The organism is Shinella sp. BE166, from assembly GCF_051201095.1.
GTDB lineage: Bacteria > Pseudomonadota > Alphaproteobacteria > Rhizobiales > Rhizobiaceae > Shinella > Shinella lacus.
Window position 1 is genome coordinate 89,451 of the sequence record NZ_JBPEHL010000005.1, and the last position, 20,602, is coordinate 110,052.

37 protein-coding genes and 1 pseudogene are annotated in these 20,602 nt (G+C 57.6%); 22 read left to right on the forward strand and 16 right to left on the reverse strand.

The window, feature by feature from the left end:
- Positions 1 to 359 precede the first annotated feature (359 nt).
- Complete coding sequence (locus J2Y63_RS14365) at positions 360 to 500, forward strand: hypothetical protein (RefSeq protein WP_435266639.1); 141 nt, start codon at positions 360 to 362, stop codon at positions 498 to 500.
- A 469-nt stretch (positions 501 to 969) separates the two neighbouring features.
- Here the strand turns inward: J2Y63_RS14365 and J2Y63_RS14370 are convergent, their stop codons facing one another.
- Positions 970 to 1,395, reverse strand: a complete 426-nt coding sequence (locus J2Y63_RS14370; RefSeq protein WP_435266640.1) for a hypothetical protein — start codon at positions 1,393 to 1,395, stop codon at positions 970 to 972.
- Positions 1,396 to 1,879: 484 nt separating this feature from the next.
- Between J2Y63_RS14370 and J2Y63_RS14375 the strand changes: the two genes are divergently transcribed.
- The 8 genes from J2Y63_RS14375 to J2Y63_RS14410 all read left to right on the forward strand — a co-directional run bounded on the left by J2Y63_RS14375 (position 1,880) and on the right by J2Y63_RS14410 (position 6,048).
- Positions 1,880 to 2,608: an ImuA family protein gene (locus tag J2Y63_RS14375; RefSeq protein ID WP_435266641.1), complete on the forward strand. Its 729-nt coding sequence runs from the start codon at positions 1,880 to 1,882 to the stop codon at positions 2,606 to 2,608.
- Complete coding sequence (locus tag J2Y63_RS14380; RefSeq protein ID WP_435266642.1) at positions 2,605 to 2,847, forward strand: hypothetical protein; 243 nt, start codon at positions 2,605 to 2,607, stop codon at positions 2,845 to 2,847. Before J2Y63_RS14375 ends, J2Y63_RS14380 begins: the two co-directional genes overlap by 4 nt.
- Positions 2,848 to 2,917: 70 nt before the next feature.
- On the forward strand, positions 2,918 to 3,283 hold the full coding sequence (locus tag J2Y63_RS14385) for a hypothetical protein (protein WP_435266643.1): 366 nt from the start codon (positions 2,918 to 2,920) through the stop codon (positions 3,281 to 3,283).
- Between the two features lie 10 nt (positions 3,284 to 3,293).
- Positions 3,294 to 3,965: an SOS response-associated peptidase gene (locus tag J2Y63_RS14390; protein WP_435266644.1), complete on the forward strand. Its 672-nt coding sequence runs from the start codon at positions 3,294 to 3,296 to the stop codon at positions 3,963 to 3,965.
- Positions 3,966 to 4,007: 42 nt separating this feature from the next.
- Entirely contained in the window at positions 4,008 to 4,367 is a 360-nt protein-coding gene (locus J2Y63_RS14395; protein ID WP_435266645.1) for a dATP/dGTP pyrophosphohydrolase domain-containing protein, read from the forward strand.
- Positions 4,368 to 4,461: 94 nt separating this feature from the next.
- Positions 4,462 to 4,773 carry a hypothetical protein gene (locus J2Y63_RS14400; RefSeq protein WP_435266646.1) on the forward strand — a complete coding sequence of 104 codons (312 nt, stop codon included), beginning with the start codon at positions 4,462 to 4,464 and terminating at the stop codon, positions 4,771 to 4,773.
- Between the two features lie 255 nt (positions 4,774 to 5,028).
- Positions 5,029 to 5,745 carry a Crp/Fnr family transcriptional regulator gene (locus J2Y63_RS14405; protein WP_435266647.1) on the forward strand — a complete coding sequence of 239 codons (717 nt, stop codon included), beginning with the start codon at positions 5,029 to 5,031 and terminating at the stop codon, positions 5,743 to 5,745.
- A gap of 57 nt (positions 5,746 to 5,802) precedes the next feature.
- A complete protein-coding gene (locus J2Y63_RS14410) occupies positions 5,803 to 6,048 on the forward strand; it encodes a DUF6894 family protein (RefSeq protein WP_435266648.1) in 246 nt (81 codons plus the stop codon).
- Between the two features lie 3 nt (positions 6,049 to 6,051).
- On the opposite strand, the gene J2Y63_RS14415 is transcribed toward J2Y63_RS14410, so the two are convergent.
- A complete protein-coding gene (locus J2Y63_RS14415) occupies positions 6,052 to 6,765 on the reverse strand; it encodes a Crp/Fnr family transcriptional regulator (protein ID WP_435266649.1) in 714 nt (237 codons plus the stop codon).
- A 173-nt stretch (positions 6,766 to 6,938) separates the two neighbouring features.
- Here J2Y63_RS14415 and J2Y63_RS14420 point away from each other — a divergent pair, with 173 nt between their 5' ends.
- Together J2Y63_RS14420 and J2Y63_RS14425 are read left to right on the forward strand one after the other, a co-directional pair.
- Entirely contained in the window at positions 6,939 to 7,268 is a 330-nt protein-coding gene (locus J2Y63_RS14420; protein ID WP_435266650.1) for a hypothetical protein, read from the forward strand.
- Positions 7,269 to 7,358: 90 nt separating this feature from the next.
- The gene (locus J2Y63_RS14425) at positions 7,359 to 7,598 is read left to right on the forward strand and encodes a hypothetical protein (RefSeq protein ID WP_435266651.1); all 240 of its coding nucleotides are present in this window, start codon (positions 7,359 to 7,361) and stop codon (positions 7,596 to 7,598) included.
- Positions 7,599 to 7,834: 236 nt separating this feature from the next.
- On the opposite strand, the gene J2Y63_RS14430 is transcribed toward J2Y63_RS14425, so the two are convergent.
- On the reverse strand, positions 7,835 to 8,053 hold the full coding sequence (locus J2Y63_RS14430) for a hypothetical protein (RefSeq protein ID WP_435266652.1): 219 nt from the start codon (positions 8,051 to 8,053) through the stop codon (positions 7,835 to 7,837).
- 574 nt (positions 8,054 to 8,627) lie between these two features.
- On the opposite strand from J2Y63_RS14430, the gene J2Y63_RS14435 reads away from it, so the two are divergent.
- From J2Y63_RS14435 to J2Y63_RS14445, 3 genes are all read left to right on the forward strand, one after another.
- A complete protein-coding gene (locus tag J2Y63_RS14435) occupies positions 8,628 to 9,389 on the forward strand; it encodes a M10 family metallopeptidase C-terminal domain-containing protein (RefSeq protein WP_435266653.1) in 762 nt (253 codons plus the stop codon).
- A 67-nt stretch (positions 9,390 to 9,456) separates the two neighbouring features.
- Positions 9,457 to 9,906, forward strand: coding sequence for a hypothetical protein (locus J2Y63_RS14440; RefSeq protein ID WP_435266654.1), 450 nt, complete (start codon positions 9,457 to 9,459; stop codon positions 9,904 to 9,906).
- 9 nt (positions 9,907 to 9,915) lie between these two features.
- Complete coding sequence (locus tag J2Y63_RS14445) at positions 9,916 to 10,395, forward strand: hypothetical protein (RefSeq protein ID WP_435266655.1); 480 nt, start codon at positions 9,916 to 9,918, stop codon at positions 10,393 to 10,395.
- A gap of 42 nt (positions 10,396 to 10,437) precedes the next feature.
- On the opposite strand, the gene J2Y63_RS14450 is transcribed toward J2Y63_RS14445, so the two are convergent.
- Together J2Y63_RS14450 and J2Y63_RS14455 are read right to left on the reverse strand one after the other, a co-directional pair.
- The gene (locus J2Y63_RS14450) at positions 10,438 to 10,734 is read right to left on the reverse strand and encodes a thermonuclease family protein (protein WP_435266656.1); all 297 of its coding nucleotides are present in this window, start codon (positions 10,732 to 10,734) and stop codon (positions 10,438 to 10,440) included.
- The gene (locus J2Y63_RS14455) at positions 10,731 to 10,979 is read right to left on the reverse strand and encodes a hypothetical protein (protein ID WP_435266657.1); all 249 of its coding nucleotides are present in this window, start codon (positions 10,977 to 10,979) and stop codon (positions 10,731 to 10,733) included. Before J2Y63_RS14455 ends, J2Y63_RS14450 begins: the two co-directional genes overlap by 4 nt.
- A gap of 476 nt (positions 10,980 to 11,455) precedes the next feature.
- Between J2Y63_RS14455 and J2Y63_RS14460 the strand changes: the two genes are divergently transcribed.
- The 4 genes from J2Y63_RS14460 (at position 11,456) to J2Y63_RS14475 (ending at position 13,140) form a co-directional block, all read left to right on the forward strand.
- Positions 11,456 to 12,040 carry a hypothetical protein gene (locus tag J2Y63_RS14460; RefSeq protein WP_435266658.1) on the forward strand — a complete coding sequence of 195 codons (585 nt, stop codon included), beginning with the start codon at positions 11,456 to 11,458 and terminating at the stop codon, positions 12,038 to 12,040.
- Positions 12,041 to 12,123: 83 nt separating this feature from the next.
- A complete protein-coding gene (locus tag J2Y63_RS14465; RefSeq protein WP_435266659.1) occupies positions 12,124 to 12,381 on the forward strand; it encodes a DUF6074 family protein in 258 nt (85 codons plus the stop codon).
- 196 nt (positions 12,382 to 12,577) lie between these two features.
- Entirely contained in the window at positions 12,578 to 12,823 is a 246-nt protein-coding gene (locus tag J2Y63_RS14470; protein WP_435266660.1) for a hypothetical protein, read from the forward strand.
- Positions 12,824 to 12,954: 131 nt separating this feature from the next.
- The gene (locus J2Y63_RS14475) at positions 12,955 to 13,140 is read left to right on the forward strand and encodes a hypothetical protein (protein ID WP_435266661.1); all 186 of its coding nucleotides are present in this window, start codon (positions 12,955 to 12,957) and stop codon (positions 13,138 to 13,140) included.
- 165 nt (positions 13,141 to 13,305) lie between these two features.
- On the opposite strand, the gene J2Y63_RS14480 is transcribed toward J2Y63_RS14475, so the two are convergent.
- Entirely contained in the window at positions 13,306 to 13,542 is a 237-nt protein-coding gene (locus J2Y63_RS14480) for a DUF4189 domain-containing protein (RefSeq protein ID WP_435266662.1), read from the reverse strand.
- 388 nt (positions 13,543 to 13,930) lie between these two features.
- On the opposite strand from J2Y63_RS14480, the gene J2Y63_RS14485 reads away from it, so the two are divergent.
- Positions 13,931 to 14,173, forward strand: a complete 243-nt coding sequence (locus J2Y63_RS14485; protein WP_435266663.1) for a hypothetical protein — start codon at positions 13,931 to 13,933, stop codon at positions 14,171 to 14,173.
- Positions 14,174 to 14,252: 79 nt separating this feature from the next.
- Here J2Y63_RS14485 and J2Y63_RS14490 read toward each other — a convergent pair whose 3' ends face one another.
- Entirely contained in the window at positions 14,253 to 14,555 is a 303-nt protein-coding gene (locus J2Y63_RS14490; protein WP_435266664.1) for a DUF982 domain-containing protein, read from the reverse strand.
- 535 nt (positions 14,556 to 15,090) lie between these two features.
- Positions 15,091 to 15,357 carry a hypothetical protein gene (locus tag J2Y63_RS14495; protein ID WP_435266665.1) on the reverse strand — a complete coding sequence of 89 codons (267 nt, stop codon included), beginning with the start codon at positions 15,355 to 15,357 and terminating at the stop codon, positions 15,091 to 15,093.
- A 112-nt stretch (positions 15,358 to 15,469) separates the two neighbouring features.
- Between J2Y63_RS14495 and J2Y63_RS14500 the strand changes: the two genes are divergently transcribed.
- The 3 genes from J2Y63_RS14500 (at position 15,470) to J2Y63_RS14510 (ending at position 16,784) form a co-directional block, all read left to right on the forward strand.
- Entirely contained in the window at positions 15,470 to 15,793 is a 324-nt protein-coding gene (locus J2Y63_RS14500; RefSeq protein WP_435266666.1) for a hypothetical protein, read from the forward strand.
- Positions 15,794 to 15,891: 98 nt separating this feature from the next.
- Positions 15,892 to 16,440 carry a hypothetical protein gene (locus tag J2Y63_RS14505; RefSeq protein ID WP_435266667.1) on the forward strand — a complete coding sequence of 183 codons (549 nt, stop codon included), beginning with the start codon at positions 15,892 to 15,894 and terminating at the stop codon, positions 16,438 to 16,440.
- Positions 16,441 to 16,538: 98 nt separating this feature from the next.
- A complete protein-coding gene (locus J2Y63_RS14510; RefSeq protein ID WP_435266668.1) occupies positions 16,539 to 16,784 on the forward strand; it encodes a hypothetical protein in 246 nt (81 codons plus the stop codon).
- A gap of 21 nt (positions 16,785 to 16,805) precedes the next feature.
- Here J2Y63_RS14510 and J2Y63_RS14515 read toward each other — a convergent pair whose 3' ends face one another.
- The 8 genes and pseudogenes from J2Y63_RS14515 to J2Y63_RS14550 all read right to left on the reverse strand — a co-directional run bounded on the left by J2Y63_RS14515 (position 16,806) and on the right by J2Y63_RS14550 (position 20,600).
- Positions 16,806 to 17,198 (reverse strand): hypothetical protein, encoded by a 393-nt coding sequence (locus tag J2Y63_RS14515; RefSeq protein ID WP_435266669.1) that lies wholly within the window; start codon positions 17,196 to 17,198, stop codon positions 16,806 to 16,808.
- A 19-nt stretch (positions 17,199 to 17,217) separates the two neighbouring features.
- Positions 17,218 to 18,156: a hypothetical protein gene (locus J2Y63_RS14520; RefSeq protein WP_435266670.1), complete on the reverse strand. Its 939-nt coding sequence runs from the start codon at positions 18,154 to 18,156 to the stop codon at positions 17,218 to 17,220.
- Positions 18,157 to 18,278: 122 nt separating this feature from the next.
- Positions 18,279 to 18,440 (reverse strand): annotated as a pseudogene (locus J2Y63_RS14525) (YfjI family protein); the annotation flags it as partial.
- Positions 18,441 to 18,529: 89 nt separating this feature from the next.
- Positions 18,530 to 19,408 (reverse strand): DUF7146 domain-containing protein, encoded by an 879-nt coding sequence (locus J2Y63_RS14530; RefSeq protein WP_435266671.1) that lies wholly within the window; start codon positions 19,406 to 19,408, stop codon positions 18,530 to 18,532.
- Positions 19,405 to 19,866, reverse strand: coding sequence for a hypothetical protein (locus J2Y63_RS14535; RefSeq protein WP_435266672.1), 462 nt, complete (start codon positions 19,864 to 19,866; stop codon positions 19,405 to 19,407). Before J2Y63_RS14535 ends, J2Y63_RS14530 begins: the two co-directional genes overlap by 4 nt.
- Positions 19,866 to 20,162: a winged helix domain-containing protein gene (locus J2Y63_RS14540; protein WP_435266673.1), complete on the reverse strand. Its 297-nt coding sequence runs from the start codon at positions 20,160 to 20,162 to the stop codon at positions 19,866 to 19,868. The genes J2Y63_RS14535 and J2Y63_RS14540 overlap by 1 nt, the downstream gene beginning before the upstream one ends.
- On the reverse strand, positions 20,159 to 20,377 hold the full coding sequence (locus J2Y63_RS14545) for a hypothetical protein (protein WP_435266674.1): 219 nt from the start codon (positions 20,375 to 20,377) through the stop codon (positions 20,159 to 20,161). The genes J2Y63_RS14540 and J2Y63_RS14545 overlap by 4 nt, the downstream gene beginning before the upstream one ends.
- Positions 20,378 to 20,387: 10 nt before the next feature.
- Positions 20,388 to 20,600 (reverse strand): helix-turn-helix transcriptional regulator, encoded by a 213-nt coding sequence (locus J2Y63_RS14550; protein WP_435266675.1) that lies wholly within the window; start codon positions 20,598 to 20,600, stop codon positions 20,388 to 20,390.
- Positions 20,601 to 20,602: the final 2 nt, after the last annotated feature.

Sequence of the window (20,602 nt, forward strand, 5' to 3'; positions counted from 1 at the left end):
CATTTCGAACTGTCTGGTATCCCGCTATTGCCCCTAGATGCGCCTATCTCAGGCCCTCGCGTAATGACTTCCGAAAAACCTTCGCGGCCAGCGATTATCGACCTATTCTAAAATCAACAACCTATTATTCGCGCTGCATAATCTGAATTTACCTCTCGGCACAATTTCAGGAGATTTCCCGCCGACCTCAAATCCGGCGGAGTATTGCCATAGACGCTAGCGCCACAGTCGTCACACGGCCAAACCAAACTCGGTGAGTGGCGGCACTCCCGGAGACCGGCTCGCAACCAGCGTCATCAGGGCACCAGGGAACAAGTGGTGACATGACAGTGTTGGGGCTATGCATATTGGAGGTACCCATGACGGAGAAGAAGCCAGACAAGACCAGCGATGCAGCGCGCACTGGCAAAGATGCGGATAAAAACCGCGACGACCTGGTGAAGAAGGCGGAACAGGGCGTAAAAGATGCCGTCCAGAAGAATGGGCGTCGTCAAGAATGAAGATCCTAGGTCTTTGCAGACACTAAATGGGGGTATGCGGTCGTGATCGAACCGAAATGGGAAATCAGCGAGGATCGAACGACAGTTCGGATCACCTTCCCAACGGAGCCGCCAGTCGCCTTGGAACTGGATGCGGCAGGCGTAGATCACTTTCTCGAAAGCTTGGGAGCGTTCCGCAATGTGATGGTCCCGGGAATCCCAAAAGGTTTGCAAGCGGGGACTGTAAAATCAGTTTCCGATCCACATTGGCATGTCGAGCAGGACACTTTCACGGGAAAGGCTGGCCTACATATTCGGGATACGAGGTATGGATGGCTGCACTACCTCATCCCTGCACCGGAGGCTCATCACCTAAGCGCTCTGCTTGCCGGGATTGCAGATAAGAGCCCGCTCCCCCCGGCCACCATGAACTAGGGTCCGGACCCCAGGGACTGAGGCGGGACGGCGCAGCGCCGTCGAGTGCGAGTGGTCAGCTTAGCCAGATTGTTCGATCCCAAACTGGAACAGCGCCCGCAACTTCTGTTATAACGAGCCGTACCCGCCGCGCCACGTCGGGCGGCACGCGGCCAAGAATTATGATTGCTTGTGGTTCGAAGACCAGTTCAATCTTGTGCTGAGAGCAAAGCTCGTCATATGCGATAGCGGCTTTGATTGAAGCGCGCAGACCGTAATCTTGCGCGCCAAAGCCCGCTCCGAGAGATGCTTGAAACATCTCGCCCTCCGTGTTTTCGAATATCCTTGAAAACAGACGAGGGGCTGCAAAGGTTCCCTGCGCACCGGCGAAAAACACAAAGATTTCAGCAGTATAAATGAGCAGAAAGAACGAGAAACCCGGCCCATTTCTGAGCCGAGCTTCTCCCCACCCGCGGATGGCGAGCGGCCATCCTCCTGCCATAAAGGAAGAACGTCAATTAAGTTTGACATACAGTCGGTCGGGATGGCGACACTGAGACCTAGCGACCTCGCCTGTCTTGGTCAGTGCACGCTTTTTTGTCTATCCCAACCAAGTACTTAGCGAATGACGGCTGCGAGACGTTGAATCATCGTTGACTCCATCTCCTCTCGGAACATACTAAGAACGAACCGGCGATGCGGACGCCAATCTAACAATCAGGGGACTTGATGCCTGCTGTGGCACGACACAGGAGAATGACGAATTGCGCCCGCTTGAACGAGGAAACAGCCCCACCAATCCGATGATGAAGCACTTGCCTGGCACGACGGAGACGCCCGAGCCACGATAGAGACGCTGCTGGCCGACTGCGGACATTTGCGCCAACAAGTCGAGCTTGCCGACAAAGCGTTGAGCCGCGGCTTCACGAGGGGCTGGCGCCCGGATGCCAATCGGGATGCTCCGCCCGACCAGCAGGGCGCGTAGGGTGCGGCAGAACACGGCCGTTATCGCCGAACTTCAAGAGCAGATCGACAAAATTGCCGGCGGCCATGCTCGAAAGCGCGAACGCCTCCCTTTTGGCATTCCTGAGATCGACGACCGCTTGAACGGGGGCCTGGCCTTCGGATCTACGCATGAAATAGCCGGCGGTGGGACTGACGCGGTGACTGGGGCGGCTGCACCTCTCTTCGCAGCCGGGATAGCTGCCCGCACGACGGGGCCGGTCCTCTGGTGCATGGTCCGAGACGACCTATTCGCCCCGGCGATTGCCCGAGCAGGGCTCTCGATGGATCGGGTGATGTTCGTGCACAGCGACAACGAGGATGGCGTCCTGGACAGCGCGGAGGAGATATTGCGCTTCGGAGGCGTTGCGGTGATGGTTGCCGAGCTCGTGCGCCTGCCGATGGTGGCATCGCGCCGTCTCCAGTTGGCAGCCGAGAAATCGGGCACGATGGGGCTCATCATCCGCCGATGGCGCCGCCAGGCAGAGGCCACGGATTTCGGTCAGCCCACAGCATCGGCCACAAGGTGGCGCATATCCATAATGCCCTCCGAACGCCTCCCGGTGGCCGGCGTTGGCCGCGCCAGGTGGTTCCTCGAACTGATGCGCGCTCGGGCCGGCGAATGCTTCGATATCGAGGTCAGCGCTTGTGATGAGCGTGGCCGAATGGACGTGGCCCGCGATAGCCAGGATCAATGGAGGATGGCGCGATGACGCGGCCGAAGCTCAAGGACTTTCGCGGCGAGACGATCGACATGGACTGCCGGCGGTGCGACCGGCACGGCGTCTATGAACGCAAGGCGCTCGTGAAGAAGTTCGGTGCGCGCATCGAGTTCATGGAAATCCGTCGCCGGCTCGCCATCGGCTGCGACCTCTACGGGACCGAACAATGCGAAGCCGTCTTTCCCTGCCTACTTGCCGCAAACATTCTGATCGATAGGGGGAAGACGTGAGCGATGACACCACGAGAACGACCCCACCCGGCTTGTATGAGCATTACTGCGAGCATCCAGGCTGCAAGGAATGGGGCGGGTTCGGCTTCGCGCCGTCGAAATCAGCGCCGATGCGATGGTGGTGCTGGGAGCACTACCCATACAAAGAGCCAGGCAAACCTACCGCAAACGGCTCCTTGCCGAGCTGACAGGGTCGCCCTATCCTTCCCGCATGGATATCCGCGGACCATCACTTGGAGAGGAAGGCGAAGACCGGTTCGCACGATGCGAACAGGAGCTGGAAGCCGCGTTTCAGGCGCTGGTCTGGAAAGCCGTCGCGGCAGGGTGGGATGAGGGCGAGGCCTGCGTGGCTATAGCTTCCTTGGCGGACCATCACATCTTGGCGATGCATTTCGGAGACCAGACCGGCGTCGCGATACGAAAGCTGAAGGGCTGAGGGGGAAAGTATGTGCGGGCGGTTCACGCAAATGCTGAGTTGGCGCGAGCTGGTCGCGCTCTATCGGCTGAATGACAATATCAAGAGCCGAAACACAGAGGCGAGGTACAACATCGCCCCCACGCAGACCGTGCCGTTTGTCCGCCAGGACGAGAACAGCGAACAGATTGTCGAGGATGGCCGCTGGTGGCTCGTGCCGCACTGGGCGAAGGAAATGCCGAAGGCGGCAATGTTCAACGCTCGAATTGAGACCGTCGATACCTCCCCGGCATTCCGCGATGCCTTCAAGACCCGGCGCTGTCTTATCCCGGCCGACGGCTTCTACGAATGGACCAAGGCGGACGATGGCGGGAAAGACCCGTGGCTCATCCAATTGCCCGGCGGCGCACCCTACGCATTTGCGGGCCTCTGGGCGCACAACAGCAAACTCGACGTCACGAGCTGCACCATTATCACCGCGCCGTCCATCGCGCCTATCAGCCAGATCCATAACCGAATGCCTGTCATTCTAGATCCGGGTGCATTCGACGCGTGGCTAAGCCCTACCACGCCCGTCGAGAACCTAAAGGGCATGCTGCTGGGTCGGAATATCGACGCTGAGGTGCAGATGCATCGCGTAAGCCGCGAGGTCAACAGGTCTACCTTCGAGGGGCGCCCGGAGCCTATCGTCAATTCGCTCTAACCGGACCCTCGGCATGTCGATCTCAATCCATTGAGGCAGCCTATGACGCCCCATGAACCGACCCTAACAACCTACTTTGCACGCCATATCGAGTGGTCCCGCAAAACATTTGGGGCTGAGGCTCGTACCAAGGGTCTAACAAACCATATCCGTAAGGAGCTGTTGGAAATTGAGCGCGAGCCCCGCGACCTGTCCGAATGGGTCGACGTTATCATTCTCGCCATGGACGGATTCTGGTTACACGGCGGCAAGGCGGAAGACCTCATGCCGGCGCTAATGAGTAAGCAAGAGAAAAACATGGCGCGCACATGGGCGGACCCACGCACTTTGAGCGAAGGTGACCCAATCGAGCATGATCGGTCGGGCGATCCGCCAACTACTTCTGAACCTAAACGTCCGTGAGGAACAATTCTGGCCAGAACCAATTTCCCGAGTCCAACTTCTGTTTCAGCACTTGCCCCGCTTCGTTCGGGGCATTTTCTTGCAAGGTAGCCCGTTGAAGGCAATTTCGGACGTCGTCGCAGAACTGGTTCACGCCGCAAACATCGCGGGGAAGCTGACCGACTCCGAGAAACTGATGTTGCTGACCCGCGCCTACATCACGATCCAGGAGGGTGGGGAGGCGCTTGGGGAGGTTGAAGCAACCGCTGACTCTGACGTTGCGGTCGATATTATCACCTCAACTGGGATGGTCGCCCAACTGTCCGATGAGGAGTTCAAAACCCTGCTCCTTGAGGCCGCAGACCAGATCCGGGATATCAAAATCGCGCTCGATCGCAAACGGGCGCGGCTGTCTACCGTAACCTGATCGAAAGAAATGCTTGTTGAACTGCTGGTACAGTTGGAAGCAAGAGCGTTCTTCTGCCCACCTTCAAGCTGCGAACAGGCCGCAGTCTTGAGGTCCGCAAAAGGGGGCACATTGATTTGTGCAGCCGGGCGGCTTCACATTTGATTGTGCACCAACGGCAATCGTACTAGATTTCCGAAATCGTCGGTAGACTTTACCAGTGCGCGGACGGCTAAGGGTTGATATGTGCTCTTGCCAACTTCGGAGGTATGGGAGATGTCAGGCCCCGCGCAGCCAGAGATGAGAAACAAACTACTCTCTATCCTCCCCGCCGCCGACTATGCGCACGTCGTTGCCGGACTGGAGCATGTCGATCTACCGCGCTTTATGGTCCTGGCAGAGGCAGGTCAGCCAATTGATTATGTATATTTCCTCACGTCCGGAATAGGATCGTTGGTGACGACGACACCGGATGGAAACCACGCGGAGGCTGGGATATTCGGATTTGATGGATATCTTCCCACGTCCGCTATGGCCAACGTTGAGTTAAGTTCTCATGACATCCGCGTTCAGATAGCCGGCGATGGCTACCGCATGAGTTACGGGACTTTTCGCCACTGGATGGATGAAAATCGGAACTTTTCGAGGGTGGTCCTCAGATCCATTGAAGCGTTCTCGGTCCAGTTGGCACATACCGCGGTCTCGAATGCGGTCCATGAGGTAAACCAGCGCTTGGCGCGGTGGCTGCTTATGTGTCACGACCGGGTAACGGGCAATGAAATTCCGATAACACACGAGTTCATCTCGCACATGCTGGCCGTTCGAAGGCCAAGCGTTACCGTGGCGCTTCAGTCCTTGGAGGGCGAGCGCTTCATTGAATCAGAACGTGGCTTGATAACAATTCGGAACAGACCCGGCCTTGAACAGTTTGCTCACGATGCATACGGGAAACCGGAACGGGAATATCGTCGCCTCATGAAAGACCTTTTCTAACACGAAGAGTAAGGTGATGAGAGTGGGAATGTTTTATCTCTCAGGAAGCGCAAAGCGATGAGCCGCTATTTTTTCCATCTGCGCCAAGAGGGCAGCACGGTCCTTGATGAGGAGGGTGATGACTTCGCGACCCTCGAGGAGGCACGCGCGAGCGCTGTAACTGCCGTGCGGGAACTGATTGCGGCTAGGATCAAAACTGGAAACAGCGTTTCCGACGAGTACATGGACGTCATGGACGAAGCGGGTGAAGTGCAGCTGAGTCTATCGTTCCACGATGTCATTCGAAGCCAATTGCGCAAATGAAAGCTACAGTTCTCCGATGAGCCGCCTGTATTCGGCCTCTGCCTCGCCGTAGGCGCTTCCGGCAAATTCCTCCAACCTTTTGCGGTCGCGTATCGTAATTCGACCCCTTTCCGCCACGACAAGCTTTTGACCCTCAAGGACATGGACGGCATTCGTGATGCTCGGCCTGCGCACCGCAAGCATGAGTGAAATAAATGAGTGGGTCAGTGGGATTTCGTCGGAGTCGATCCTGTCGTGACACATCAGAAGCCACCTCGCCAGGCGCTGGTCGACCTGAAGGTTGGCGCTGGCAAGAGAGGTGTAGGAAATCTGGGTTGCAAAGGTCTGGATGAATTTTGCCAAGAGGCCTGCAAAAACGGGATTACCATCGAGCTTTTCATGCATCGGCCCGATTGGCATGCGATAGCCGTCGCCTGAGACCTGTATCATGACCTCATGGACACTGATCCGACCGCCAACGCCAGCCGAGGTCGGCGCGAAGCCTTCGCGGCCAAACATTCCAGCCTCGGCGCGATGCCCCTCCAGTGAGGCGGTGACGACCGATCCTATGCCGCTGCAAAGAAAGTACACATGCTCAATAGTATCGTGAGCACTTGCGATGATTGTCCCACGCGGCAGGTCGATCTGCTCCAGAGAGCCGACAATATCGTGGAACTCTTCGCGGGGTAGAAGGGACAGAAGGCGGTTGCGCGAACAGGGATGTTCCGAAGCGTGCATTGATATCTGTAGCGGGCGGGAACACAAGCTCCGGCCGCTAAGCCCTGAGCTAGATTGAACGGTTGCCGGTTCTATAGCACCCCGCTTTTCCGATCGATTTTTGGTACGCTGGCAGACCGTCAACTTCCCGTCCGTGCCAGGCACATGACGCGGCAACGGAACTAATGCCTCGGATGATCGGTACGGTGGCGTACAGAAAACTATCTGCCAAGATATTGCTTTATCATGCATTCACCGGCGACCATTTGCAAGGGCACCGCTGGGGAGAGGTAACGGCCTCTCGCCCCAAAAATGATCGGGGGTGGGACTTGTCTCCTAACTCTATCGAGCTCGTTCCAGAGGGCGACGAATGGACCGTTGTCATCCAGGAAAATGGCGAGGAATACCGACAATCCTTCAAGCTGAAGGGTAGCGCAGAATCCTGGATAGAGGGCCAAAGCATCAGGCTGGGCCTCGATCGAGCCGTGGACCGCACCGCCGGACACGAGGGCGATATACCCTGAACAGCACTGAGGTGCCCGCATCGCCGTGTAACTGGCGCTGCTGGTGCCGCACGCCCTAGACCGCACTTATCAAGACAACAGGGAGGCAGCATGGGAGACCACGACCGAGGGATATTCCAGCCAGAACATCTGGTTGCGCTCAAGGATGCGTTTGACGAGATTACGGCGCAGCCATGGTTCGACGCATCGGAGAAATCGAAAGACGAGTTCGCGAAATATCTCATCTCGACCTTTCCGGGGGACCAGTTCAATCCCCGCAAGCATCGAATGGTGATCGAAACGTCGGCGAGGATGTTCTACTCCCGCGATGATTCACGCGCACACGCCTGACGCAGATGTCCAACAAACGGAGGCAACCATGCAGGACCGATTGAAGCGCGCAGCAAACAAGTCACTGTGGGGAAACCTTGACGAAAGCGCTCGGGTTGCCCGCGAGCACGAAGAAGCCGAGCGCGCCAGACGCGAAGCTAAGACAAGCCACCTGCGACCGTTGAGGCTTGCGAGGGCCGACCAACAGCGTGCGGAGCAGGAGCGGTCCTAGTCTCCTGCCGGGCAGCGGTAACAATTTAATCGGCTTGAGGCGGCACTACACTTTCGCCCGGCAACGCACCATCTCCGACAGGGTTTGCATCCTCTTCAGCGATAAGCGCGAACAAAACGGCAAACGGCAGCTGGTCCGTTGGGCTCCTCGGGCTGAAGTTCAATTCCCCTTGCAAGCCGAAGCGCGCCATTTCGGCAAGGTATGCTGTTGCCCTGATGCTGCTGTTGAAACGTCGTTCTACCATGTCTAAACTCTTTCCCCGCCATTGCACCACTGTCGGGGGCGAAATGGTATCGCCAAGGTTAGGGACCTTCGCCGTGATTGACGTAGAGCTGACGCAATTTATTCGTCGGCTCCTGTTTTCTCCCCTGCTTTAGCAGGACTTTCGACGATCGACGAGAGCCTCTGCCGGCACAAGTTGTCGTCGGCAGAGCGCGCTTCGCACATGGCTCGGCCGAAGATGATTTATGAGGAATTGAACCCAACTGCCGCGCACGGCAGGGCAACGAAGGCAAGTGGACAGCTTGTCCATTCTTTCGCTGACGCCACGGCGGCCGTCACCGGGAACGATGCTCTAACCGTGCGTCGTAACGCTTAGCGGGGCGAGAAGGTCATCCCGGTTGTCATAGAAATGATTACCGGCGCGAAGCTCAACACCAGGACTAATCTGGATAAGCTCAAGCGGCTCCCACCCAACGAACAGGTTATCGCTGACAAGTGGGATCTAGCGGCAGGCAATATCCTGCAAATCTAACAGCCCATGGACTCGACTCTTGCGCGAGCTTTTGGTTCACTCTCCCGAAAAGAGGGAGGGCTGGATGACGAAGCTGATAGTGCACGAGGACTACCGCCTTAATATGCGTAACCTCGATTATACCGGCCTATTCACAGGCGCTGGCTACATCCTGACGGATACAATGTTGAGGTTTTTCTACCCCGACGGCTCCATAGAACTCTTTCGCGGATTTGGCTTCGGCACTGACGGGAGCGGCAACCCGACTAAAGGGTTTGTCCGATCCTATGCCCTGATTGTTGATGGTGACCGAGCGCTTTCGCTTGATGGCCTCGACCTGAAAATGTCTGAAATTATTAGAGCTGCTCTTACCTTCAGCGCGGTCGATGATAGGCGGCTCGTCGAAAAGATGTTCTCCGGCAACGACATTATCAAGGGCGGCGATCTGGACGACGTGATTCGTGGCCACAAAGGGAACGACAAAATTACCGGGGGTGTTGGAGCTGACGCTCTGTATGGCGGCCTTGGCTCGGACATGTTTGTGTTTAGATCAATTGAAGACTCGTCGGTTGAGCCCTTCGGCAGAGATAAAATTTACGACTTCAGCCCATTTCAAAAGGATCGGATCGATTTGCGGTCAATCGACGCGAACTCTGATAAGAGCGGAAACCAAAAATTTCAGTTTATCGGGGACGATCAGTTCAACCAAAAAGCTGGTGAATTGCGTTACCAAAAAAAGGGCAGCGATACCCTCATATATGGTGACCTTGATGGCGACGGGAATGCTGATTTCTCCATTGCCCTCGACACCGCGCTGATTCTGAAATCAGCGGACTTCATCCTTTGATCGGAGCAATAGCGGCCTGGTATCCATCTGGCAGCTTCGCCACTCGCTGGAAATGAGTGGGTACGCCATGACCGAGAAGGCCTTGGTGAAACGAGTCGACCTATTGCGCATGGCGCGCGTCGCAAAAGAGTTGGGCGTCGTCGTTTCTCTCGAGCAAGACGGAGTGACGATCCGCGTTTCCCCCTTCGATGTCGGCAACCCGGAAACGATTGACGCGCAACTACCAGCGCGCCTTGCATCCCCACTACCTCCAGAGCCCATAAAGCCGCCCCTGAATTACCTGGAGACCGCGGTGATGGAAACGCTGATTGGCTGCGGAGTCGGGGTAGGGGTAGCTTTCAGCGCTATCCGGTCCCTCGGCCCGCAGACGAAAGCGAAGCTTGTGAAGCGAGGATACATCACCGTCACCCGCAATCCAGACGTCAAAGGCTCTGATGATGAAATCAGCCTGACGGCCAAGGGGCGGGCGCATTGGAACGCAATGGAAAAATACAACAAGACATACCCCCGGCTTTAGGAGGTAGGCATGATATCGCAGTCGTTTGGGAGATGGTCGGCAGAGGAGCTTCGCGCCGCGGCAGATATTGCCAAGGAAAAGGGCGTCGGCATCCGACTTCAAGCGGACGGCTCAATTTCAATTGGCATTGTTCCGCCACCATTTCAGGCCAGTCAGCCGGACGCTGCTGGAAAGGATAAGGCAACAGAAACCGCGCGGGTCTTTTCTCCTGCCACACTAGCGAAGCGCTGGCACTGTTCAGACCATCACATTCGCAACATGGTAGCGGCTGGGCGACTGGCAGGATTTAATCTGGGCGGAAAGCTTCTGCGTATCACTCGCGAGGAGGTAGACCGCATCGAAAATTCCGCCTCCAACGTTCTCGAAGCCCCAACCGTGCTCGAACCGATGGAGTCGCCGTTCAATTCGCCGCCGCCCAAGAAAGAACGGGCCAAAAGGCTCGATGATCCGGTATTGCGTGCTCGATGGCGGAGGGAGAAGGAGGAATAGGTCAGGTGAGGCGCTTTCGAGTAGGACGCCTTACAGTCTTGTTTATCGATCGACCTGGCGCCAGCTTTTCGGATCACCCCGTTGCAGGGTGACAGCGCCACGGCTGAGAAGGTCGGCAAGCGCCGGAGTGGCTGCATAACCCCGGACGCGTTCCGCCTCACATTTGGCGCGTGCCGTCTCTGGCGTGTCGATATTGGCGATGCGCACGGTCTCGCCGTTCAATTCGATCGTATCACCATCGATCACGCGCATGCTGGAGCCGGCCGACAACGGAATGGCGAGGGAAGCCGCATAGGCCACCCCCGCTGCGATTGCCGTGATGATTGCCTTTCGCATCATGCCTGACACCCCATAAGCCAAAGCGCATCCTCGTCCGCTACGCCACTCTCTCCCGGATCGTCCTCCAGATCATATTCAGGCCGGCCGTTGACGATGAAGGGCCGCGAACAGAAAGAGGGCTCTGCATCGACGCCGTCTTCGAGGTCGCAATCCCCATCGAGCAAATCGAGAAGCGCAATCATCTCCTCGATGCGGGCCTCAAGCTCGGAGCGGCGAAACTGGCAGATGATACGGTGCGCGGTCATGCCGACGGCCCTCCAATTACGCTCACCGTCGCCTTGATGAAGCGGGCTATGTCGCCCATGAGGCCACCTTGTAGGCATTCAGCGTCAAACAGACCTTGGCCCGTGAACAGAAGCGCCTCTGCCTTCATGCGGAGACCTTCACCAGTGCGCGCCGGTACTCTTGAGATTTCAGTACAGGCGGCGCGGCATCGCGTCCCCGCCATTGCTACCCGGTCCTGCACGGCATCAACGCCAGATGCGAGCTTAACCTGTGCCGTCGCCGCTTCGTATTCCCGTGCAAGATCCACCCTACGCGTTAGCTCGGAGATGAACCGTGCCTTTTTTGCTTGCGAATTTGCGAGAGCCTTGGGCGTGCGGCCCTTGGGCGTGTAGGGCCACGAATGTTCAAGCGGTCCAGCGCGCGCTAGAGAGTCTTGGGATCGAATTCCTCAATCACGGGAACCCTGGCGTACGCCTTGTTCAGAGCAGGAGGGTCGATGCCCCCTAAATTCGACCCTCGCGACAAAAGCAGGACGAGCGGCGGCAAGACACACAGCCTTGTCGCAAAGCACACGGCGCCGCCCCGCGACCAAGGCGGATGGATGGCGATAACGCGCGAATTTCTGGAGAGCCCGGCCTATCGCACACTATCCGTAAACGGCCGGAAGGCGCTCGATCGTCTAATCATCGAACATATCGCCCATGGTCGCCTGGAGAATGGAAGGCTGATTGTCACACACGACCAGTTCTACACCTACGGTGTCACCGCCGAGAACACCGCCGATGCCCTCGACGAGCTTGAGTTCAAGCGCCTTATCACGATGGACAAGGGGCGCGCAGGCAATGGCACTCCATATGCGACGACATACACACTGACTTTCGACGGCACCCATGAAGGCGCGGCGGCATCCAATGGCTGGCGAGCTGTCACCATGGAAGATGCGAAACGATGGTCGGAGACCATTCGCAAGCAGAGAGCGGAAGCGCGAGCGGCGGCTTCAACGAAAAAAAGCCCGCTTCGGAATTCCGAAGTAGCCCCGCTACGGAAACCCGTAGTGCCAAAGCTCTCACAGGCGGGCTGAACCATGGGGAATGAGGGTTTATCAACAGCGGCCGCCGCTTCGGGTTTCCGTAGTACTATATATATTCTGGGAGGGAGAGAGGCGTGACGCACCAAGCAACCATCATCCCATTCCCTGTCACGGCCAGGGTGCGCAAGATCCGAGATACTGCCCTGAAACTCCTGGAGCGCCCCACCGTGAAGAGCGCCGAACACTACCGCGGCCAGGTCTTGGACCCAATGAGGGCAAGCTTTCTACGGATCGGCCTGTCTGAAGAGGAAGCCGACGAGCAGACGCGGGTTTTCTGGATGGCGGTGCAGGCTGAGGCGGCGAGATTACAGGGAACCGGCGTGACGGCATGAACCTATCCGCTTCGAGCGCTCCCATTCGGCCATACGGACTCACTGACGGGGATTTGCTCGTCTAGGGCGCCTGACATCAGAAGCCCGATAAATGCTCGTCCTTGGCCACCCTTGAGTCAAACAGGGCGTGACAGCTAGCTGGACGAGGGAACTGGTTGGGATGCCCCTGCATTCTCCTCGAAACCGGAGAGCGAAGATGACCAAGCCCGAAAACGACAAATCTGTAACGTCGACGCCTGTAGTCGAAGACCCGCACCCTGGCAGCATCTCAGACGGCACCCATCCCGAGGCGAAGGAGCACAAGCCTCCCCGCTCAGAAAAGCGCGACGATGCGGGTCCACACGGGTCCGAACGCGCCCTCAAGCCCGACGTTAAGGAAAGTCAGACCGACATTAACAGAGAAGCTCCGCGGCACCCGAACAAGGGGGCTTATGGATCGTGAGGGCCGGATCAGGCGTATTGAGTTAGCGGCCCCGGCAGTTCCGCATGGAACACCACGCTGGATGCCATTGGGGCCGGCAGGAACCACCGAACGAGACCGTCGTTGTCACCCTACCAACAAGAGGACGAACCATGGCAATCGAGGACGCACCGACAGATAAAGGTAAGGCAGGGGCAAGGGGCCTTCACAAAGCGGCCAGGGCTGAGGAGCGCAAGACCGAAGCGAAGAAAGGTTCTGACCTCGCAAAAGGCGCGGATCGCTTCGAGGAACGCTCCAATAGTTCGGACGGCAAGAGTGCAGGCCAAAAGCAGCGCTAAAATAAGCTGCCTGCAAATTCTTTCTTCGCGGTGGAACAATGGCCCCGCATGACCATTTCATGTGTGCTTCGTGCGCCCTAACTCCACGAGCAAATTAACGAGCGCCCCGGTCCCCCTCGGGCGCTCGTTTTTTATGTTCCGTCTTCAAGCCTATGTCCGGGCGGATTATTCGTCTTCATCGCACTCGACGATTTCGCACACCGAGTCGGTCGATGTCCGGTTTGCGCATTCGTTAAGAGCACGCTCGCGGGCAGCACCCTCGTTGTCATAGCTGTAGCTGTACCCATACGTTCCCTCTTCGGAAACCGCAGCACAGCCCCAAGCGAGGGCCGACGTGTTCGAAAGCGCAAAGGCAGTTACGAGGACGAGGGCGCTGAGGCCCGTCCGTGCGGCAAGTGTCATGAAATTTCCCCAAAATGAAATGCGCGGCTGCGCACACGCTAATTAAGCCGAACGTCCTACACACATGCAAGACGGTTGGGTAAAGGGGGGACGGCCAAATTTGGGCGTTGATTTAATTGCGAAACGCTCGCGGTTGACGGGGCTTGGTTGTTGAGCGCTATCTTCAGAGCAGCTGGAGGGGATTAATGCTAATCAAACACGAAAGCGAGCTAGATCAGTACGACATCCGGAGGAGCCCCGTGGGCCAGTGGGAAGTGTATGACCTCTCGACGGGACTCGTCGTTGTCCTCAATGGCAGTCCACTCCGCGGATTGTATGTCGGGGAAGCTCATCAAGCCGCCGGACTGCTAAATGAAGAACAAGCGAGACACGCACGGGGAAAGCCGCAATGAACAAGTATACAGAGGAGGTGGTTGAAGCCGTTTCGGCTATACACACGGCGCGCGCCAACGCACTTATGGTGCTCGTTAAAACTTTCAACGAGAGCGGACATCTCGACCCTGCGCATTATGCTGCAAACATCCGCATGACAATTGACGCCAATAGAAACACCATCGGACCTGATGCCCGGCGATTGTTGCTGGATATTGCCAGTTCGCTGGAAATCGGGGAGGACTTGGGGGCAGCATAACAGCGCGTGCTATCAGCGCCGCTTGAGACGTACGCGAAAAGAGGGGCTCGGTTAACCTCTACCGAACCCCCTGGGCATGTTAGGCCGACACACGTCCCCCGCCCGATCGTGACCTAATCATCCACGGCTGTATGCCCGGCGATTTCATCAGAATGCCCTTCATCCTCCCAAAGGACCGAATTGCGTCTCGCGCAACTTGAATAGGCTTGTGCCCATCCCAGGCCATATAGCAGGTCTTCAAAGTCGCATCGTGGACGATGTCCCGATCCCGCTGCTGCCATTCTTCCAGAAAATCAATCGCATCCTCCAGACACGTTATTTCTCGGACCAGCTCTCTGCTCTCTTTGAGATATACGGGCCTATCAAACACTCTCATGTTCATGGCTACCTCACTGAAAACGTTGGTGTTCAACAAGGATGGCGCCCCATCGAGGCGCCGGCCGAGAATCTAATTTCTCCGTTTTTTTGGTTCAAGACGTACTGCGCGCCCACCTGCAAATTTTTTCTGAATCCTGGATCTGGCTCTGCGTGGAAGTGCCGCGCAATCTGGTAATGTTCAAAAATACAAAAATACGCGTGAAGGGTGGGAACTTCATCCGCTTAGCCTTGTTGAAACAGCGCGATCCATCAGTGCCCCAACATCACTGCTGTCGCCGGAGGAGGCCACCATACGTCCCTGGCCCGGTGGCCTCCTCCTATCAGAAGCTCGAACCCGTCCCGCTTCAGCCATTTGAACGAAGTGTTCAAGCGAGGAAGCCCTATCGACCACGCCGTGTCCGAAACCGTTCCTTTTCGGACGGGTGCCGCAACCACTGTCCGAAAAGTATCCTGCGGCGTTTTGGACGGCCGTTTATTTTTGAACACCATTTATGGACACGTGGGCCGCCACGGCTCCCGTATGGGGCGCCGCGCCAACATCAACCAAAATCAATCGCCCTTGCGCCGTTGAAGTGCACGCTGTCGTTCATTCCGAGACAATAGTCGCCGCCGCCAGTTGGCGCTGTTACCCAAACCCATGTGCGCCGATCGTGCTCGCCATAATAATGGACTTCGGCGCTTGCATCTTTGATGACAAGTTTTTCGCCATCCAACCAGAATGTGATTGTGACACCCGGTCCATACTTTGCCAGGAGGACGGGCTTTTTCACCTTCCCAGGAATGACCTGCGCACTTTCATCAGCCATAGCTTTCTCTCTCTTGTTGATTTCCAGTTCGAACTTGCTCAGCACCCATAATTGAATCACAATCTAGGGGCTGCCTCGGCACACTTTGCACGTTCTCAGAAAAGAGCTGAAGATGAAAGTCGCTCGCTTATTGATTGCTGCCGCGCTCCTGGCAGGACCAGCCGTGGCCGAGGCCGGACAGTATTTCCCTCGCTATGCCGGCCCGGATGGTGGAATTATCGATTTCACCACAAAGGGTTTCCGCATCACGTATTTCGACGATCAAGGCGATTACAGCTACACTTGCGAAATGCTCGGGAGCCTGACGCCCACTGTGCATTGGGCGCGGTGCAAGGGTGGAGAGAAGTTCCTTTACACCCTGGACCCGAAAAACCCCCTCATCATGAAGATCGGTGAGGTGAGTTATACCGAGTGCAGCAAGCTCAACGATTGTTAACCTAATTCAGGTTAAGTGACCAATACGCGCGCGCGCGTGTAAGCTTCCGAAAACCCTCTGCATCGGTGTATAATGGCATCGTCAACGGAGGCGCGGAAATGTCCGAAAGCTCTTTCACGTACCAGTATTTTAAGCTCGACGCTGGCAGCGACGAAATGCGCGTTTTCAACAGTCGGCCAGGATTTAGCGGGAAACTGGCCTTCATCCCGAATGCACCCACGTTCTACCTCACCGCTATCGACACCGAGGGCTATGAGCACCTGGTAGAAATCTTTGACGATAGAGATGCCGCAATCGCCATGGCGGATGGGAGCTGGCAGACCTATGGCGTGAAGGGTCTGCACGATCAGACTATTTCGGGGATGCCTCATGTTTATAAGTCCTATGCCTCCCCGGATGGCTGGGCCTACATTCGCTTAGAGGGCGGCACGGATGCGACGCGGCCATCGAAGGTAAAGTGGGAGGGTATGGACGCGCTGATACCGGACGGGGCGTGCTGGTATGTCATCGCGGTCTCGACGGGCGGCGAAGAGTGGCCAGCTTTCGTCGGATGCAATGAGGCCGACGCACGGCAGTTCGCTAGACAGGCCTTGGAGATATATGGCGTGTCTGACCTCATAGACCTTACTCGCATGGGATCGGCCTGACGCTCAACCTTATATGCCGCTGAGGCGATGCTTTAACCTCCCTCGTGCATTCCTCTCTAGTCATGTCCGTGTCAATGTCCGGTCAATTGGAGGAGACGATGACCATCAAGCCCGTGAAATTCACTGTGAAGAAACCGGTTATAATTGACGGTCATGAGGTCGGCAAAGGGGTGTATGTCGGTCAGAAAATCTCGGAAACAGAGATCGAACGCGCCATGAAGCGCTCCGCATCCTATTTTTTGCACCTCGCGGCGCCCGACGTCGACGAAGATGTAACCGTCGTGCGGCGTTTCGATTTGGACGTGACGGAGTATGTGGCGAAAGGCGCAATAATGGTGAGCTAAGGTATGCGAAAAAGAAGGCGGTTATGGCCGATCGGTGATTCGCCGGCCGCTTTCGGCGATTTGGGCAAGCAGAGCGCTGAGTGGGTCCACGGCTTCGAGCGTCGTCTTTTGCTCAACACGGTGAGTTTCGTGCCAGTCCTCGGCGCCCATGTTCTTCAGGCCGAACATGACTAGGGCCGGATTGCCGCCACCGGCTACAGCCAATTCCCGCCCTCGCTTCTCCCACCAGGCCGCGCACTTCGCCTTGGCTATCTTCACGCTGTGCGCAAAGTCGGCGTTGGCTTCCATCCATTCGTTGATGGTCGATCGAGCCACGCCGATTTCAGCGGCGAATGAGGTGAGGCTTGCCCCTTCGGTCATGTGCTCGATAACGAGGTCGCAATAAGCCGTTTGGAATTTCGTCGGTCTTGCCATGCGGAGTTTCTCCGTTCGATTAGTATAGGCCTACGCTGTCGCGCGCCTTGTCCGCTTGAGAGCGGCTGCCGTCGCCCATGGAATTGCCGCCGAAGAGGCTACCGAAGAAGCCGCCGCCAACTCCACCGCCACCACCAACGCTCTGACCATCTCGGAAGAGGGTTTCGACGCCGTTGCGGTCTATGCGGGAGACGAGGCCGTTTCCAAGGCTTGTGATACGCGAGCCGTCCGTTGCAAAGGCACTGGTGCCCTTTGGACCGCCCCACGCCCCATATGATGCCTGTGCGCCAGATCCGATGTTGTTAAGCGTCCCGACGCCGCTCCATGGGTCGGCGCGACCACCAGTGACGGAATTAAGCAGTCCGCCGAGGAGGCCCCTTTGACCAATCTCTTTACTCAGGAGCCCTTGTTGCTCATTCGGGGTGCCGAAAGCGTCCTTGGCAAGCGTTGCGCCAATAAGGCTGCCAATCGGCCCGCCAACGGCTCCACCTGCAATGCCACCGAGTACCGTTGCGCCGACATTACGGACACGAGCGCCAAATTTTGTCGGCTGACCAGCAGTGCCCGCTTGCTGCTGTTGCGCAGTTGCTTGAGGGTTCGTCTCGATGCCGGCACTGACCGGCCCCTCTACCACACCCATACCTGCCGTTTTAGGTTGGTTGAGGAGGCCCACGTCAACGGTTTTAACCTGATTGGGCTTCATGCCGAGTTTTTCAGCACTCAGTAGCCCTGGATTGGTGAGCATCCCCGTGTACTCATTCGTGGACAGGGGAGCAGATATATCGGTGGTCGGGTTCATCCCCGCAATGGACACCGATTGCGTCATCGTCGGAGATACGCGCTCCGGCGCCAACCACGCCGGCTGGCGTAACGGTATAAGCGAATGTGATGGCAAACCGGTATGATCCGGGTTCGGCAAAGGCCCATGAAACGATGCGAGCCATATGAGCTCGTCCATTTGTCTGGCCGCCGATCCGCGAATACCATCAAGGCCAGCGGCCGAGCGGCTCGCATAAACAGGCCGGATACACGACCGCAAGCACCGTGTCTGCCGTGACGTTCAAATTACTCCTTGCAAACAGGGAGCGGTCCATACACGTCGTTCTGTTTCGGCGCAACCCTGATCCTATTGCCGATCATCGCGGCCAGCCCCGTCAGCGCAGCCACGGCGACGAAATCGGGAACAGACTGCTGCCTATCGGCAACGTCGAAGACATAGCCGCGCAGCGCTTCGGGCAGCATCTCGCCGACGAGCCGTTCGACTGGCGGCAGGCTGGTGAGGATCGGCGTGGGCTTCTCCCACCCGGATTTAAAGGGGACTTCGACCACGCTCACGCTGCGCGTCCTTTCGTACGAATTACATCGTTCCAGTCGCGACCGTCTGGCGCGGGGAGGAGGGAGACCTTCCAGCCGAGAACATCGGCGCGTTCGGCCAGGGCGTTACCGGCGGCGCGGCCGGCGTCGTCGCCATCGGTGGCGATCAGCAGATTGCCGGGCACGTTCGGCAGCGCCAGCCGCTTCATGCCGCTGGTGGACAATCCGGCCCAGATGGTGGGAGAGCCGTTTGCGAGCCCCGAAGCGAGGGACAGCCCCGTTTCGATCCCTTCGCAGACGGCGAGACGGTAGCCGCCATCGGTGAGGCGAACAGCGCCACCGGCAACAGCGCCGAGCATCGCCTTCGAGGGATCTATACTGGCCTTGCCCAGGCCATCGGCGCGAAGATAGGTGCGATGAATGGCGAACCTGTCGGCGCCATCGACGCGCGCCACCATCGCCGGCAGGCGTTGCGTTGAGGGGTGGCGGCAGTTGGGGTGAAAGCGCAGGGTGTCGGGTAGCGCGCAGGTAATGCCCCTTGCCCGAAGGTATGTCTCTGCAATCGTGCCACGAATGGGGAGAGTTTCCTTCCAGCATTCCAGGGCATGGGCCTCGATCTTCCTGGCCCGCGCTTCCTCCTCGGCACGGACCTTCTGCATGTCCTCTTCCGAGGGGCGAGCGAACCGGCTTTCTCCGCCGACGCCGATTAGATCGGCAACATGGTCCCGGCAATCCTTCCAGTCGTCGGCCGAAAAGGAATGGACGAGATACCCGTCACCAACGATGGTGACTGACAGGCTGCGGTCTTTAGCGGAGTGGCCGGGACCAGGTGCAAGCACCCGATCCCTGCCAGCTACGTCGCCGCCGAGCAGTTTTGCGAGGGTGGAGATATTCATTCGCCACCTCGCATTTGCGGGCCACCCTGATTGCGATAGGTCGCTGCAAGCCCCTCAAGACCAAGCGGCAGGAACTTCTCATGAGCTGCCGCCAGGGCTCTAGTGTAGGCGAGGTTCGCCGGCCCAACATTCCATTCGTCTTGATCCAGTTCGACGTGCCCGTTTTCATGGTCGATGAATGCGCAGAAGCCTTGCGCCATAGGGTGGGGAACGATTGTTACAATCTTGTCGCCCCGCACGGCCGTCGTAGTCGGTCGGTTGACCATCCCGAAGTTGTGAGTGTGCTTGACCATGCGGATCGCCGCGTCTTCGGAAAGGAAGGCCTTCGCCAATTCCTCCAAGTCCACCCATAGGAAGTCCGGCTCCTCGTGCGGGGGAGAGAAAAACGACACCTCATTGTCTTTTACTTGGGCCCTACCGAGGAAGCGGGCCTTGATAGGAAAATGCACATTCGCCATTACGCGGCCTCCTGCTGATCGGAAGCGCGCAGGATCTCCACCTTGGAACGCAGAACGTAGCGAGCATGGGTTCCCGCGAACGGGCCGCCGTGGTTTTCGTTGATGGTCTCGATCAGGAAGCCAAACCCGCGCAGCTTGAACACGTAATGTGCCCATCGCGGCCCGGGATGGTTGATCGGGGTGCATCCAGCCAAGCCGGCGTTGACGAGATTGCGCAAAGCCCATGCATCGCGGCCAACGACCGTGATGGGCGTTTCATCGGGAAGAATGCGGGCGGTGATGGTGAGCTTTTTCATACTGCCGTACCTCCGAGGCCGGAAAGGCGGCAGATGGTCAAAGCGTGCCAGTAGGACACGCGGCAACGGCGCATGACGGCGCGGGCTGCGAGCATTTCCGATTGAGTTTTCAGGGTGAATTCGGTAGAGTCCAGTTTGTCGATGCTGCTGCGAAATGCTTTGACATTCTGGACCCGGTTGGCGCTTGCCCGCGCCGCCGGGTTTATCGTTTTCATGATCGCCCCCTTACGCCGCGCGCTTCTGCTTGGCGGCTTCGAGAGCTGCAACAATTTCAGATTGGGGAAATCGGGTTATGCTGCCGATGCGAATGGGCTGAGGGAGCGTGCCGTCTTTTACCCGACGCCAGATGGTCCCGCGGTGCACCTGGAAGATATCGGCCACTTCCTGATCGGTAAGCAGACGCTCAACCGAAGGTGACTGCGACAAGGTGTTGTCCATTT